General features: G+C 69.6%; 15 protein-coding genes and 1 pseudogene. 3 read left to right on the top strand and 13 right to left on the bottom strand.

Going from position 1 to position 13,274, the window contains the following annotated elements; translation table 11 throughout:
- On the top strand, window positions 1-285 hold a 285-nt coding region (locus BLW84_RS47925), incomplete at its 5' end, for a transposase (RefSeq protein WP_177226846.1).
- A gap of 57 nt (window positions 286-342) precedes the next feature.
- On the opposite strand, the pseudogene BLW84_RS49500 reads toward BLW84_RS47925, so the two are convergent.
- Both BLW84_RS49500 and BLW84_RS34375 read right to left on the bottom strand, forming a co-directional pair.
- Window positions 343-1,107 (bottom strand): annotated as a pseudogene (locus BLW84_RS49500) (helix-turn-helix domain-containing protein); the annotation flags it as partial.
- A gap of 101 nt (window positions 1,108-1,208) precedes the next feature.
- Complete coding sequence (locus BLW84_RS34375; RefSeq protein WP_143061195.1) at window positions 1,209-1,676, bottom strand: hypothetical protein; 468 nt, start codon at window positions 1,674-1,676, stop codon at window positions 1,209-1,211.
- Between the two features lie 603 nt (window positions 1,677-2,279).
- On the opposite strand from BLW84_RS34375, the gene BLW84_RS34370 reads away from it, so the two are divergent.
- Window positions 2,280-2,819, top strand: coding sequence for an MFS transporter (locus BLW84_RS34370; RefSeq protein WP_093274159.1), 540 nt, complete (start codon window positions 2,280-2,282; stop codon window positions 2,817-2,819).
- 92 nt (window positions 2,820-2,911) lie between these two features.
- Here BLW84_RS34370 and BLW84_RS34365 read toward each other — a convergent pair whose 3' ends face one another.
- From BLW84_RS34365 to BLW84_RS34315, 11 genes are all read right to left on the bottom strand, one after another.
- Complete coding sequence (locus tag BLW84_RS34365) at window positions 2,912-3,115, bottom strand: cold-shock protein (RefSeq protein ID WP_010692713.1); 204 nt, start codon at window positions 3,113-3,115, stop codon at window positions 2,912-2,914.
- A 256-nt stretch (window positions 3,116-3,371) separates the two neighbouring features.
- Complete coding sequence (locus tag BLW84_RS34360) at window positions 3,372-4,331, bottom strand: ABC transporter substrate-binding protein (protein ID WP_093274156.1); 960 nt, start codon at window positions 4,329-4,331, stop codon at window positions 3,372-3,374.
- Window positions 4,332-4,344: 13 nt separating this feature from the next.
- Entirely contained in the window at window positions 4,345-5,130 is a 786-nt protein-coding gene (locus BLW84_RS34355; protein ID WP_093274153.1) for an ABC transporter ATP-binding protein, read from the bottom strand.
- A gap of 34 nt (window positions 5,131-5,164) precedes the next feature.
- Window positions 5,165-5,932, bottom strand: a complete 768-nt coding sequence (locus tag BLW84_RS34350) for an ABC transporter permease (RefSeq protein WP_093274150.1) — start codon at window positions 5,930-5,932, stop codon at window positions 5,165-5,167.
- Window positions 5,929-6,720, bottom strand: coding sequence for an ABC transporter permease (locus tag BLW84_RS34345; RefSeq protein ID WP_093274148.1), 792 nt, complete (start codon window positions 6,718-6,720; stop codon window positions 5,929-5,931). The genes BLW84_RS34350 and BLW84_RS34345 overlap by 4 nt, the downstream gene beginning before the upstream one ends.
- Window positions 6,717-7,436, bottom strand: a complete 720-nt coding sequence (locus tag BLW84_RS34340; protein ID WP_093274146.1) for a GntR family transcriptional regulator — start codon at window positions 7,434-7,436, stop codon at window positions 6,717-6,719. Before BLW84_RS34340 ends, BLW84_RS34345 begins: the two co-directional genes overlap by 4 nt.
- Entirely contained in the window at window positions 7,433-8,944 is a 1,512-nt protein-coding gene (locus BLW84_RS34335) for a class I adenylate-forming enzyme family protein (RefSeq protein ID WP_093274144.1), read from the bottom strand. The genes BLW84_RS34340 and BLW84_RS34335 overlap by 4 nt, the downstream gene beginning before the upstream one ends.
- Window positions 8,945-8,952: 8 nt before the next feature.
- Entirely contained in the window at window positions 8,953-9,366 is a 414-nt protein-coding gene (locus tag BLW84_RS34330) for a PaaI family thioesterase (protein ID WP_177226844.1), read from the bottom strand.
- Complete coding sequence (locus BLW84_RS34325; RefSeq protein WP_093274140.1) at window positions 9,366-10,394, bottom strand: zinc-binding dehydrogenase; 1,029 nt, start codon at window positions 10,392-10,394, stop codon at window positions 9,366-9,368. The genes BLW84_RS34330 and BLW84_RS34325 overlap by 1 nt, the downstream gene beginning before the upstream one ends.
- A gap of 40 nt (window positions 10,395-10,434) precedes the next feature.
- Window positions 10,435-11,058 (bottom strand): VOC family protein, encoded by a 624-nt coding sequence (locus tag BLW84_RS34320; protein ID WP_093274137.1) that lies wholly within the window; start codon window positions 11,056-11,058, stop codon window positions 10,435-10,437.
- Between the two features lie 188 nt (window positions 11,059-11,246).
- Window positions 11,247-11,867 (bottom strand): L-threonylcarbamoyladenylate synthase, encoded by a 621-nt coding sequence (locus BLW84_RS34315; RefSeq protein ID WP_093274135.1) that lies wholly within the window; start codon window positions 11,865-11,867, stop codon window positions 11,247-11,249.
- Window positions 11,868-12,014: 147 nt separating this feature from the next.
- Here BLW84_RS34315 and BLW84_RS34310 point away from each other — a divergent pair, with 147 nt between their 5' ends.
- Window positions 12,015-13,238 carry an MFS transporter gene (locus tag BLW84_RS34310; RefSeq protein ID WP_093274132.1) on the top strand — a complete coding sequence of 408 codons (1,224 nt, stop codon included), beginning with the start codon at window positions 12,015-12,017 and terminating at the stop codon, window positions 13,236-13,238.
- The last annotated feature ends 36 nt before the right edge of the window (window positions 13,239-13,274 follow it).

Raw genomic sequence — 13,274 nt, 5'->3', positions numbered from 1 at the left:
GGAATCGCCCCAGTCACCCGCAGTTCGGGCTCCTCCATCAAGGGCGAACACCCGGCCAGAACCGGCAACCGCAAACTCAAACGAGCGTTCTTCCTGGCTGCGTTCGCGGCCTTGTCCGATCCCACCAGCAGGACCTACTACCAGCGGAAACGCGATGAAGGGAAGAAACACAACGCCGCGCTGATCTGCCTGGCCCGGCGCCGCTGCGACGTCCTGTTCGCCATGCTCCGCAACAAGACCTACTACCGGCACCCCCATCCAGACGCCGCGCCCGCTGCGGCTTGACAACCACATAGGGACACCCCCCCACACACACAGACCGATGCCACGGGCTCGGTAGACGAGGGCAGCCAGACTGATGCCCCATTTCTTCATGGCGAGCAGGAGCGCTTCCCAGTCAACCTTTCGCGGCAGATCGGGTTCGAGCTCCGGAGTCGGGGCAAGGAACTCGGAGGCGAACTGGTTCGCCTGGCTCTCGATGATCTTCGAGCCGGGTTGCACGTCCTGGTGCATGACCAGGTGGCCTAGTTCGTGCGCGGCGTCGAACCTGCTGCGTGCGCGGTCGTCCTTGGCCGGGGAGAGCAGGACGAGGGGGCGGTGGCCTGCTTCGGTGGAGAAAGCATCGACCTTGCCGTCGACCTCGGGCGGCAGGCGCAGTACGACGATCCCGTGCGCTTCCAGCAACCGCACGACGTGAGGTATCGGTCCGAGCCCGACGCCCATGCGTGAGCGTGTGTTCGCCGCGATCGCGACGATCTGATCGGAGTCAGGTTCACCGTCGACTGGTTCAGCGATGCCGGGAACCGACGGCAGCTCGACGTACTGCTCGATGACGTCGATGACGGCCAGTGCGATCTCGGCGAAGGCCAGCGCTTGATCCCGTGCGATCGCCGGGGTCGCTCGCAGCGACCGGAAGTGCGAGGCGCTGGCGGGTACCTGCTCGATCGGGCGTCCCTGCCGGAAAAAGTCCGTGGGCATTCCCAGCGCGAGAGCGAGTTCGGCGAGGACGGTGTTGGTGGGGCGCGCGGTGTTGCGTTCGAACTGGGTGATGGCGGCGGCGGTCACGCTGGTCTTGTCCGCCAGCGCGGTGCGCTGCAGGCGACGCAGCCGCCTGGCCAGAGACAGGCGTCACCCGTCGAAGTCCACGACGGCGCCACTGGCTCGGCGTCGGCGTGCACGGAGAACAGGTTCGGATTCGAGCGTCACTACTAGCTTCCTTCGGCATGGCGGGGCTTGAGCTTGATCGAGGGAGCCGGGACAGGCCGGTGACCGAAGGTCGAGTCGTCGTTGGGCCGCGGCTCAATGCCGATGATGGTGGCCTGACCGGGCGTCGGCTCGTCCCACCACAACTGCGTGACCGCGAGCCAGTGGTTCGCGTTCATGGCGGGCAATCCGAGCCAGCCGGCGGTGAGACCGGAGTCGAGTTCGGCGCCCCACACAATGAACACGTCGCGGCATGCCAGCACGGCCTGCTCCGCACCCGGGTACTCCACCTCGAAAAGGGCGTCCATCCCCGGTTGACGCGGGGCCGGCGCATACGCCGCGCTGTTGCGGTTCGCCGCGGCACGGCGAGCCTCGGTGTCATCCCAATCGAAGTCGCCCACAAAGCTCGGGCGACGGCCCGCGGAGTGAGGCGCCTTCACCAGGCGGATGTCAACCCCGCTGGAGTGCAGCACGGTTGCGCGATCCCGCGACGCATGCACCCCTGCCGCCTGCCAACCCCGATCGTCACGGAGGTGGGCCCGACGCCATCTTGTCGGCACCACGCATGCGCGGTGTCAATGGTCGTCGCTGCTGGCCCACCACAGTCCGGGGCATTCGGTCGGCCCCGCGCATTGCGGGGATGGTTCTACCGGACGGTCGTCGGCGATGTTCTCGGCTTCGTCGGCCCCACGCACGCGGGACCGTTCCCAGCCCTGCTGACCATTCGAGGTGCTGATCGCGTCGGCCCCGCGCATACGGGTGTCAATTCCCCGGTGCGCAGCGGGCCCTCAGCGACAGCTGTCGCTGGGTGGCGAGGCGAACGGCGGCGAAGGGATGGATCATCCACAGCTTCGCACCACGAAGAGTCCGCCGTTAGGCCACGCTCCACGGGACTCCAGACTAGGGCGGCGGGACCCGCCACAGGGCACCAAAGTTCAACCCGGAGATGGGTCAAAGAGGGCCGACAAGAGCACAAAAGTTGCCCCTACAGATGGGTAGCCTAAACCATGTCTGAACTGCAATTTTACCGACTGCAGCCGACAAAATCGGCATAGAACCCACCTCCCCGATCGACTTTGACCTACTCGGCGTTCTACTGCGTGTTCTACGGCCTGCCGCAGTGGCTGGAGGAAACCCGGGGCCTGGGACCGGTCGGCGCCGGGCTGGTGGTGCTGCCGATCGCCGCCGTCGGCGCCGTGTCGACGCTGCTGGCGACCCGGCTGCAGCGCCGCCGCGGCCCGCGCGCGGCGCTGGTCGTCGGAACGGCCGCGCTGTGCGTCGGCGGACTGCTGCTGACCGTGCCGGACGCGGACTCGCCGATCCCGCTGCTGCTGGTGATCGCCGCGATGCTGGGGCTGCCCAACGGGTTCAACAACATGGGCAACCAGAGCGCGATGTACGCGGCCACCCCGGCGGAGCGGATGGGCGCGGCGTCCGGGCTCTACCGCACTTCGCAGTACGTCGGCGCGAACCTCGCCGCCGCGCTCCTGGCGCTGGTGCTCGGCGTGCACGCGGACGACGCCGGGCTGCACCGGATGGGCCTGGCGGTCGCGATCCTCGCGGGCTTCCTGCTCGTCGCCTCGCTGTTCGGGCTGCTCCGCCGCCGGCGCGCTTGAAAAGGACGGAGGCCCCGCACCTGGTGGGGTGCGGGGCCTCCGTGCAGCTCAGGGGCCGGCCCGGAAACCGGTACCGGCCGGATCACCCGAACTCAGACGATGCGAACGTCGCTGGCCTGCGGGCCCTTCGGGCCCTGGGTGACCTCGTAGGTGACCTTCTGGTCCTCGTCGAGGCTGCGGAAACCGCGCGCGTCGATGGCCGAGTAGTGGACGAAGACGTCCGCACCGCCGTCGTCAGGCGCGATGAAGCCGAAGCCCTTTTCCGAGTTGAACCACTTCACGGTTCCCTGTGCCATGTCTCTCTCCTTCTGGGAGCCGGTACTACTACAGGCGCTCACACTTCGTAACCGCCTGGGTCGCTGATCTCGAACGGCGACTTCTCCAGCTACAACCAGATAGCAGCACGCTCGCATCACTATCCTGCGAGTGTGCGCGAACACGACCCCAGAAAAATACGACCGACGTAGACACTACACGGTCGGCGGGGTTCGTGTGGGGTTGGTTTTCCCGGGCGTGTCGCCGTCGCCCGCATGATCAGTTCGCGGGCCCCGATCAGAAGAGTCCGTCCAGGTCAGGCGCCTTCTCGATGGCTCCGTACTTGACCGCGTAGGTGGCGTACTCCGCGGCGCTGGCGCGGTCGAGCCCCTGCGGGTAGGTGGGCAGGTTGGCGGTCGAAACGATCTCCGGGTTGAACCTCAGGTTGGTCACCACCGCCTCGCGCGCCTTGTCCGGGTGCTCGGTGGCGAACCGGTTCGCCTCGTCCATGGCGTCCGAGAACGCCTGGACCACCTGCGGGTTCTGCTTCGCGAACGCGCCGCTGGTGAGGTAGTAGCCCAGCGTCGCTTCCGGGCGGGCCTCGACGAAGTTCGAGATCAGCGGGGTGAACCCGGCGGCGAGGGCGGCCTGCACGTTCGGCTCGACCTGCCAGATCGCGTCCACGTCGCCGCGCTTGAGCGCGTCGTTCATGTCCGAGAACGGCATCGGCGTGAACCGGATGCCGGAGACGTCCACGCCGCGCTTCTCCAGCGCCATCTTGATGCTCACCTCGCCGATGTTGTGCAGCGAGTTGACCGCGATGTTGGCGTGCGCCAGGTCGCCGACGGTGCGGATCGGGCCATCCGGCTTGACCAGCACCTGGGAGACATCCTTGGCCGGATCCGCACCGGAGCCGCAGCAGTTGTGCACCAGCTTGATGTCCAGCCCCTGCTCGGCGGCCTGGAAGTCGCTGATCACGTTGGCGTAGCCGATCTGGTTCTCCTGCTTCACCGTCGCCGGGATCAGCGCGGCCCCGCTGTCGGCGACGTGCACCGTCACGTCGAGCCCGTGCTTGGCGAAGATGCCTTCGCTGACGCCGAGGTACAGCGGCGCGGCGTCGATGGTCGGGATGATGCCGACGCGCAGCGCGGTGCGCCCGTCGGCGGTCTTGGTGAGCTCCGGCCCGCCGCAGGCGGCCAAGACCCCCACCACGAACAACGCGACCAGCGCCGCGAAGACCCTGGGGATTCCCCGCATTTTCTCCTCCAACCTAGTGCGCGGACGCGGGCTCGGTGTTGACCATCGCCCTGATCCGGCTGAACACGTGCGCCCGCAGGCGGGCGAATTCCGGCAGTTCCTTGGTGCCGATCTGGTCCCGCTGCGCGGGCAGGTCGATCGGCACGATCTCGTCGATCCGGCTGGGCGAGCGGCTCAGGATCGCCACCCGGTCGCTGAGGTAGACCGCCTCGTCCACGTCGTGGGTGACGAACACCAGCGCCAGGTCCGTCTCGTCGCGCACCCGCAGCAGGAGGTCTTCCAGGTCGGCCCGGGTCTGCGCGTCGACCGAGGCGAACGGCTCGTCCATGATCAGCACCTGCGGCCGGTACGCGATCGCGCGGGCGATCGCCACCCGCTGCTGCATGCCGCCGGAGAGCTGCCACGGGTACTTCGAGCCCGCCGCGGAAAGGCCGACCTGCGCGAGCGCGGTGTCGACGCGCTCGCGCCGCTCGGCGGCGGACAGCCCGAGGTTGCGCAGCGGCAGTTCGACGTTGCGCCGCACGGTGAACCACGCCATCAGCGAACGCGCGTAGTCCTGGAACACCACCGCGAACTCCGGCGGCGGGCCCACGATCTTCTTGCCGTTGAACCGGACGGTGCCCTCCGTGGGCTTGGCCAGCCCGGTGAGGCAGCGCAGCACGGTCGTCTTGCCCGCGCCGGACGGGCCGACGATGGTGAAGAACTCCCGTTCGCCGACCGTGAAGGTGACGTCGTCCACGACCCGCGTGGTTCCGGTGCGGGTGGGGAATTCCTTGGCGATGTTGGTTACTTCGAGCATGTCTTCCTCACCGGTGTCCGAAGTGGAGCGCGCCTCATCGCGCCCGCTCCGCGCGTTTCTCCCAGGGCAGGAGCAGTTTTTCGGCCACGCCGAACAGCCAGGTCAGGGCGAAGCCGAGGACGCCGAGCAGCAGCACCCCGGACCACATGTCGGTGATGCGGAAGGTGTTCTGCGCGTCCACGATGACGAACCCGATGCCCTGGTGACTGCCGACCATCTCGCTGGTGACCGTCAGGATCAGGCTCAGCGGGATGGCGACCCGGATGCCGCTGGCGATGCGCGGCGCGGCCGCGGGCAGCACGACGTTCAGCTGCCGGCGCACGCCGGTGATGCCGTAGACGCTGGCGGTGTCGCGCAGCGTCGGCTCCAGCGAACGCGTGCCGTCCAGCGCGTTGAGCAGCACCGGCCACACGCAGCCCAGCGCGATCAGGAACACCTTCATCTCGGTGCCGAGCCCGAACAGCATCATCGCGAACGGCAGCAGCGCGGTGGCCGGGATGGCGCGGACGAACTCGATGCTCGGCGACAGCGCCCGGTGCAGCAACGGGACCTGGCCGAGCGCCACGCCGACCACGATGCCCACGACGACGCCGATGACCAGACCGGACAGCAGGTTTCCGATGCTGGAGGCGATGTCGGCGCGACCCTCGGCGGACAGCCAGTGCTCCTGGGCGGTCTCCAGGATGCGGCTCAGCGGCGGGAAGTAGACGCTGGCGGAGTTCTCGGTGGCCAGCCACCAGATCGCCACGGTGGCGACGGCGCCGACCACGCCGAGCAGTGCGGACAGGACTCGTCGGTTCATCGCGGACCCCGATTCGCCGCGTCCCAGTGCAGCACTCGCCGCTCCCCCGCGGCCAGCGCGGTGTTGATCAGCCAGCCGAGCAGGCCGGTGACGATGATGTACGCGTACATCAGGTCCGGCGAGCCGCCGGCGCGGTTGAGGCTGATCTGCGCGCCCAGGCCCGGCACGCCGATGATGATCTCGGCCGTGACGACCAGGATCAGCGAGGTCGCCGAGGCGACCCGGATGCCGGTCATCAGGTACGGCAGCGCCGAGGGCAGCGCCACCCAGCGCAGGGTCTGCGCCCTGGTCAGCCCGTAGCAGCGGGCGGCTTCCGCGGTGACCTGGTCGACCGCTCCCGCGCCCGCCGTCGTGGCCACCAGCAGTTGCCAGAACGCCGCGAACGTGGCCAGGAACAGCTCGCTCTGCTTGCCGGTGCCCAGCGCGAGCACGACCAGCGGGATCAGCGCCACCGACGGGACCGGGCGGAGGAACTCCACGACCGGCCTGGTCAGGGCCCGCGCCCACCACACAGTGCCGAGCAGCAGCCCGAGCGGGACCGCGAGCGCGGTCGCCAGCACCAGCGCCACGAACCAGCCCTGCAGCGTCTGACCGAGCTGGAGCCACAGCGGCGCCCCGGCCAGTTCCGGCAGCAGCGCCGCGACGATCTGGCTGACCGGCGGGAAGTAGTCCGCCGGGAGCACGCCGGTGCGGGTGAGGACCTCTTCCAGCACCAGCAGGACCACGACGGTGCCCGCCGCCAGCAGCCAGCCCGGCCTGGTGGGCCGGGCGGTGTGCACCGCGGTCATGACGAGCTCCCGCGCTGTTCCGCGGAATGCAGGCTGCGGGCGAACTCGGCCACCCGGATCTGCCGCACCCGGGTGAGGTGGTCGGCCATGATCGCGCGGGCCCGGGCCGGGTCGCGGTCGCGCAGCGCGGCCACCAGCTCGTGGTGCTGCTGCTGGCCCTTGGAGATCTCCGCCAGGTCGTGCACCTTCATCAGCGGGTTGTAGATCTTCTGCACGTCCATCAGCTGGTTGATCATCCGGATCAGCGTCCGGTTGCGGCTGCCGGCGCGCAGCGCCTCGTGCCAGCGCACGTTTGCGGCGAGGATCGCCTCGCCGGTGGCGGCCTGCGTCGCGGTGTCGCCGGTGTCGATCGCGGTCCGCAGCGTCGCGATGAGCTCGTCGAGCTGCTCGGTGAGCTGTTCGAGGTGGGCGAGCCGGAAGTCGTCGCAGTCGGTGGCGGCCTTCTCCACGGCGGCGCACTCCAGCAGGATGCGCACGTCGAAGACCTCGATGATCTCCTCCGGGCTCAGCTCGTCCACAACGTAGCCGCGCTTCTGCTTGGTGATCAGGCCTTCCTGGGCCAGTCGCGCCAGCGCCTCCCGGACCGGCGTGCGGGACACGCCGAAGCGCGCCGCCAGCGCGGTTTCCAGCAGCACGGTGCCCGGCTTGAGCTGCTGCTCCAGGATCAGCCTGCGGAGGTTCGCGTACTGCTCGGCGGCCGCGTCGGCGGTGCTCACGTCGCCGCACCTCCGAGCAGTTCCGCCGCGCGGTGCGCGAGCACGTTGCGGTCGATCTTGTTGGTCGAGGACAGCGGCAGCTCGTCGACGATCCAGACCTGGCGCGGGTGCGCGTACGGTTCGGCGTTGTCCAGCACGTGCTTCCGAAGCTCGTCGGGGCCGGCCTGGGTGGCCGGGCGGAGGCTGACGAACGCGACCGGCTTGTGGCCCTTGATCTCGTCGGGCACCCCGATCACCGCGGCCTGGCGGACGGCCGGGTGCGATTCGAGGATCTCCTCCACCGCCGCCGGGTAGACGTTCTCGCCGCCGCTGGTGAACATGTCGTCCTCGCGGCCGGTGAAGAAGTAGAACCCGTTGTCGTCGACGCGGAAGACGTCCTTGGTGTGGTAGAAGCCGTCCGCGGTCACCGGGCTGGGCAGGTCGGGCCGCCGGTGGTAGCCGGTCATCAGCGCCGGGCAGCGGATCTCCAGCACACCCTCACCCGTGGCGGTCGTGCCGGTGGAGTCCACCAGCCGCAGCTCGACGGCCGGGTCGGCCACGCCGACCGAGCCGTCGGGAGTGGGCAGGCCGCCCGGGTGATCGGTGAACGCCACCGGGCCGGATTCCGTGGTCCCGTAGCCGAAGTGCAGGTCGGCGCGCGGGAACAGGGCGCGGACGTCGTGGAACAGCGCCTGCGATGCGGGCGCGGAGCCCATGAACACGTCGATGACGCTGCTGGTGTCCACTGTGGCCACGAGGTCGTCCTCGCGGAGCAGCAGCGCGAACATCGGCGGCACGCCGGTCACCCGGGTCACCCGGTGCTCCCCCACCGCCTGGAGGAACTGCCGCGCGGAGAACTTGGGCAGCAGCACCACGGTCGCGCCGACGCCGAACGCCTGCTGGCAGTTGGCCAGGGCGTTCATGTGGTACAGCGGCGCGGCCACCAGGTAGCGGGCGTCGGCGGGGCCGGGCGTGCTCGCCTGCAGGCCCAGCACCCACAGGTGGCTGCGCTGGGAGAGCACGACGCCCTTCGGGCGACCGGTGGAACCCGAGGTGTAGAGGATCATCGCCGGGTCTTCGGGATCGGGCACGACCGAGGCGAACTTCCCGTCGCCGCGGGGCGTCCGCTCGATCAGCCCGTCGAGCTCCCACACCCGGACACCGCTGCCCGCGACGAGCTCGCCGCCGCGCGCATCGGCGAAAACCGCCTTCGCTCCGGCGTTTTCCAGCACGTACGCGACGCCGTCGCTGGGCAGCTTGTAGCTGACCGGCACCGGCACGAACCCGGCGCGCTGCAAGGCGTAGAACGCCACCAGCCACTCCGGGGTGTTCTCGCCGATGATGCCCACCGCGTCGCCGCGGCTCAGGCCCTGGCCCGAGGTCCAGGCGGCGACCGCGTCGACGGCCGCGTCGAACTCGCGGTAGGTCAGCCGGCGGGCGCCGGATCCGGTCACGGCGATGATGGCCGGCGCGTCCGGTCGGTCGGCGGTGACGACGTCGCCCTGGTTGCGGTGGTCGAAGTTGCTCATGCTCTTCCTCACTGCACCGCGGCGGACAGGAAGGTGCCCCGCCCGATGGCGACGGTCCGGCCGTCCTGGTCGAGCACCTCGGCCTCGGCCACCGACACCTGCCTGCCGGGCCGGATCAGGCGGCCGATCACCCGCAGGTCGCCCGGCAGCGCCGCGCGCAGGTAGTTGACGGTCAGGTCCACCGTGGGCACGCCGCGGCCGATGGTGCCGGTGAGCGCCCAGTCGGCGGCGAGGTCCAGCAGCGAGGCCAGGATTCCGCCGTGCGTGGCGCGGGTTTCGTGGTTGCCGACCCACTCCTCGCGCCACCGCGCGGTGAGCTCGATGCGGTCCTTGGTCAGCTCGACGACCCGCAGGTCCAGCCACCGGTGGAAGGGCGCGGCCCGCAGCAGTTCCTCGACGTCCGAGGCGGTCAGCCCGGCCATCACTCGTCGCCCCACGGGTCGACGACGATCTTGCCGATGAACTTGCGCTCCTCCAGCCGGGCCAGGCCCTCGCGGGCCCGCGACAGCGGCAGGACCTGGTCGATCAGCGGCGCGTAGTCGCCGGCCGCGACGCCGTCGAGCAGTGCGCGGAAGTCGTCGCCGGTGAACCCGTTGGAGCCGATCACCTGGAGCTCGAAGGTCCAGATGTAGCGCAGGTCCTCGGTCGGGTCGTAGCCCGCCGTGGCGCCGCAGACCAGGATCTTGCCGCCGAGCTTCACGCAGCGCAGGGTCGGCGCCCAGGTGTCGCCGCCGGTGTAGTTGATCACCACGTCGACGCCGGTGTCGTAGCTGTAGCGCTGCGGCTTGCCGTGGTGCTCCTTGACGTAGTCCAGGAAGCTCTCGGTCTTGTAGTTGACGACCTCGTCGGCGCCGATCTCCTTGAGCTTCGCGCCCTTCTCGTCGTCGCCGACGGCGGTGATCACGTGCGCACCGAGCCTCTTGCAGAGGATCACCGAGGCGGTGCCGACGCCGCCGGAGGCGCCGAGGATCAGCACCTTGTCACCGGCCTTGACGGTCTCCTTCCCGACGATCATCCGGTGCGCGGTGCCGTAGGCCACCGGCAGCGCCGCGGCCTGGGCGTACTCGACCTCGTCGGGCAGCGGGATCAGCTGCTCGGCCGACACCAGCGCGTACTGCGCGAGGCCGCCGTCGAGGGTCTCGCCCATCAGGCCCCGCTCCGGGTGGATCGGGTGCACCAGCACGCGGTCACCCACCGACCAGCCGGTCACGCCCTCGCCGAGCTCGGCGACGTCGCCCACCAGGTCCAGGCCGATGACCACCGGGAACGGGATCTTGATGCCCGGCATGCCGCGGGTGGTGAAGATGTCGTGGTAGTTGAACGACGTCGCCCGCACCTTGATCACGACGTGACCGGGGGTGGCGGTGGGCTTCGGGTGGTCGTCGCGCAGGCGGAGCTGATCGAGGTCGCCGTGTCCTTCCAGGACCAGCGCGCGCATCGTGTCGGTCATCGGTGGCGCTTTCCCATCGGTGTTCGGTTTTCGGTGCGGTTCAGCGGAATTCGACGAGGCCGTGCTCGCCGGAGAGGGTGAGGACGAGCCCGGCGGGTCCGGCGGCCAGCCGCAGCGAGGTGCCGATCGCCGTCAGCACCGGGCGCACGCGGCCGGGATCCGGGTGGCTGCCGGTGAACGACACCAGCTCCACTTCCGGCGGCCCGACGGCAGGCGAGGTCGTGGTGCCCCAGTCGATGAGGAACGGGACGACGCCGTCGGGCAGCCCGTTCGGCGGTTCGGAGAGGCGCCATTCGAGCAGCTCGCCGGTGGTGGTGCGGCGCTGTCCCGGGCCGACCGGGCCGATGTGCGCCGTGGCCTCGTCGATGTCGGCCGGGTGCACCGCCCAGGCGGCGACGCGGGGTTCGCGCAGCGCCGCCAGCCCGAAGGTGAGGGCGTCGTCGCCGACGGTGCGAGCGGGGTCCGGCCCGATGATCTCCAGGTAGCTGTCGCCGCCGAAGGAGACCAGGTAGTTGCGGGTGCCGCGGTCCGGGTGGGCACCGCCCGCGGCGGGCCGCACGCCGGTGCGGGCGGTGAACTCGGCGACCGTCTCGTCCAGCGTCGGCGTGGCGATCACGACGTGGTCCAGTCGCGGCGGGATCGCCGGTGTCTCCGTTTCGCCCATCGGTTCGTCCTCCGTCCGGATGCGTTGGGTGCATCCTCTGCCGCGAATGTGTACACGTCAAAGATTTGTGTATACGTTCCACGATGTGAACGTCCGCAACGTCGCGCGCGAGCGATTCCGCTGGTCGCGGCAATGAAAAACGGCCCCCACCGGATGGTGGGAGCCGCCTGCGGGCAGTGCCCGGCGCGCTACTCGAAGCGCGAGGTGTCGCCGGCGCCGCGACGGACGATCTCCGGCTCCGGGCCGGAGAAGTCGATCACCGTGGTGGGTTCGGTGCCGCACTCTCCGGAGTCGATCACGGCGTCCAGGACGTGGTCGAGCTCGTCCTTGATCTGCCAGCCCTGCGTCATCGGCTCCTCCTCGCCGGGCAGCAGCAGCGTGCTGGACAGCATCGGCTCGCCGAGCTCGGCCAGCAGCGCCTGCACCACGACGTGGTCCGGGATGCGCACGCCGACGGTCTTCTTCTTCGGGTGCATCAGCCGGCGCGGCACTTCCTTGGTGGCGGGCAGGATGAACGTGTAGCTGCCCGGCGTCGACGCCTTGATGGCGCGGAACACCGCGTTGTTGATGATCACGAACTGGCCGAGCTGCGCGAAGTTCTGGCACACCAGGGTGAAGTGGTGCCGGTCGTCGAGGTGCCGGATGGCCCGGATCCGGTCGATGCCGTCCTTGTTGCCGAGCTGGGCGCCGAGCGCGAAGCACGAGTCCGTCGGGTACGCGATGAGGCCGTTGTCGCGGACGATGTCCACCACCTGCCCGATCGCGCGCCGCTGCGGGTTCTCCGGATGCACGTCGAAGTACTTCGCCATGCTCAGAGCTTAGGTCGACCCGCAAGTCCGAGCTCAATGGCGTGGCGGATTCGTCCGACCGGCAGGAATGCGACGTCGACGTGTTTCGTTGGGGTGAGGTCTCAAACCTGCCAGATCCCGGCCCCGGTCGTTGCTGCACTGGAGCGCATGGAACCGTTGTCCACAATCACCGCTGCGACCGGAACCCCCGCAGCACCAACGCGATCGTCGTTGCTCGGTTGGCTCGGCGTGGTCGCCGTGATGCTGGGGATCTTCTCGATCGTCACCATCGAGATCCTGCCGATCGGGCTGCTGACGTCGATCGGCGCCGACTTCGCGATCTCGGACGGGATGGCGGGGCTGATGATGACCATGCCGGGCTTCCTCGCGGCGATCTCCGCCCCGCTGGTCACGGTGGCGACCGCGCGCATCGACCGCCGGCTGATGCTGAGCGGCTTCATGGCGCTGCTGGCGCTGGCGAGCTTCCTTGCCGCGGTCGCCCCGGACTACTGGCTCGTCCTGGTCTCGCGGGTGCTGGTGGGGATCACCATCGGTGGTTTCTGGTCGATCGCGGCCGGCCTGGCCGGGCGGCTGGTGCGCGCGGAGTCGGTCGGCCGGGCGACCGCGGTGATCTTCGCCGCGGTACCCCTTGGATCCGTGCTCGGGGTGCCCGTGGGCACGTTCATCGGGGATCTCGCGGGCTGGCGGGCGGCTTTCGCGGTGATGGGCGTGCTGGCGGCGGCGGTGTTCGCGATGCTGCTCGCGGTTGTTCCCGCGATGCCTCCGGTGCAGGTCACCCGCCTGAGCGTGCTTCGCGGAATGTTCCGGGGCGGCAACATCCGCTTCGCACTGCTGCTGACGTTCCTCGTCGTGCTCGCCCACTTCGGCGCTTACACCTACGTGACCCCGTTCCTCGAACAAGTCACCCACGTTGGCCCGGGTCTGATCACGGCCTTTCTGCTGACATACGGAGTCGCCGGGATTGTCGGGAACTTTGCTGGAGGAGCGCTCGTGGCGCGTCGTCCGCACGCCGCATTCGGGATCGCCGCAGGCATGATCGCCGGGGCAACCCTGCTGCAGCCGGTGCTCGGCCGGTCCGGTATTGGTGCGGTTGGGCTGCTCGTCGTCTGGGGCATCGCCTACGGCGCCGTGCCGGTCGCCTCTCAGACGTGGTTCGCGAAGTCCGCCCCGCACGCGCCGGAGGCGGCGTCAGTGCTGTTAACCGCGTCGTTCCAGGCGACCCTCTCTACGGGAGCCTTGGTCGGCGGCGTCGTCCTGGACCGGACGTCCCCGTCGACGGTCATGGCGCTCGGCGGTGCGACGGCAGCCCTGGCGGTGCTGGCGACGTGGCTGCACTTCGCGATGCGCGTTCCTTGGCCCAAGGCCGACTAGGGGCCTTCGCTGCGAGGTCTTCGAAGCAGCCGGGTT

Source organism: Saccharopolyspora shandongensis (assembly GCF_900106995.1).
GTDB lineage: Bacteria > Actinomycetota > Actinomycetes > Mycobacteriales > Pseudonocardiaceae > Saccharopolyspora > Saccharopolyspora shandongensis.
This window is presented reverse-complemented; position numbering and strand designations above follow the sequence as displayed.

What these genes read in the sequence shown, in the direction of transcription:
- BLW84_RS34345 (WP_093274148.1), bottom strand. Translation starts at nt 6,720, where the DNA reads ATGACCGCGGTGCACACCGCCCGGCCCACCAGGCCGGGCTGGCTGCTG.
- BLW84_RS34325 (WP_093274140.1), bottom strand. Translation starts at nt 10,394, where the DNA reads ATGACCGACACGATGCGCGCGCTGGTCCTGGAAGGACACGGCGACCTC.
- BLW84_RS34335 (WP_093274144.1), bottom strand. Translation starts at nt 8,944, where the DNA reads ATGAGCAACTTCGACCACCGCAACCAGGGCGACGTCGTCACCGCCGAC.
- BLW84_RS34350 (WP_093274150.1), bottom strand. Translation starts at nt 5,932, where the DNA reads ATGAACCGACGAGTCCTGTCCGCACTGCTCGGCGTGGTCGGCGCCGTC.
- BLW84_RS34355 (WP_093274153.1), bottom strand. Translation starts at nt 5,130, where the DNA reads ATGCTCGAAGTAACCAACATCGCCAAGGAATTCCCCACCCGCACCGGA.
- BLW84_RS34310 (WP_093274132.1), top strand. Translation starts at nt 12,015, where the DNA reads ATGGAACCGTTGTCCACAATCACCGCTGCGACCGGAACCCCCGCAGCA.
- BLW84_RS34330 (WP_177226844.1), bottom strand. Translation starts at nt 9,366, where the DNA reads ATGGCCGGGCTGACCGCCTCGGACGTCGAGGAACTGCTGCGGGCCGCG.
- BLW84_RS34315 (WP_093274135.1), bottom strand. Translation starts at nt 11,867, where the DNA reads ATGGCGAAGTACTTCGACGTGCATCCGGAGAACCCGCAGCGGCGCGCG.
- BLW84_RS34365 (WP_010692713.1), bottom strand. Translation starts at nt 3,115, where the DNA reads ATGGCACAGGGAACCGTGAAGTGGTTCAACTCGGAAAAGGGCTTCGGC.
- BLW84_RS34360 (WP_093274156.1), bottom strand. Translation starts at nt 4,331, where the DNA reads ATGCGGGGAATCCCCAGGGTCTTCGCGGCGCTGGTCGCGTTGTTCGTG.
- BLW84_RS34320 (WP_093274137.1), bottom strand. Translation starts at nt 11,058, where the DNA reads ATGGGCGAAACGGAGACACCGGCGATCCCGCCGCGACTGGACCACGTC.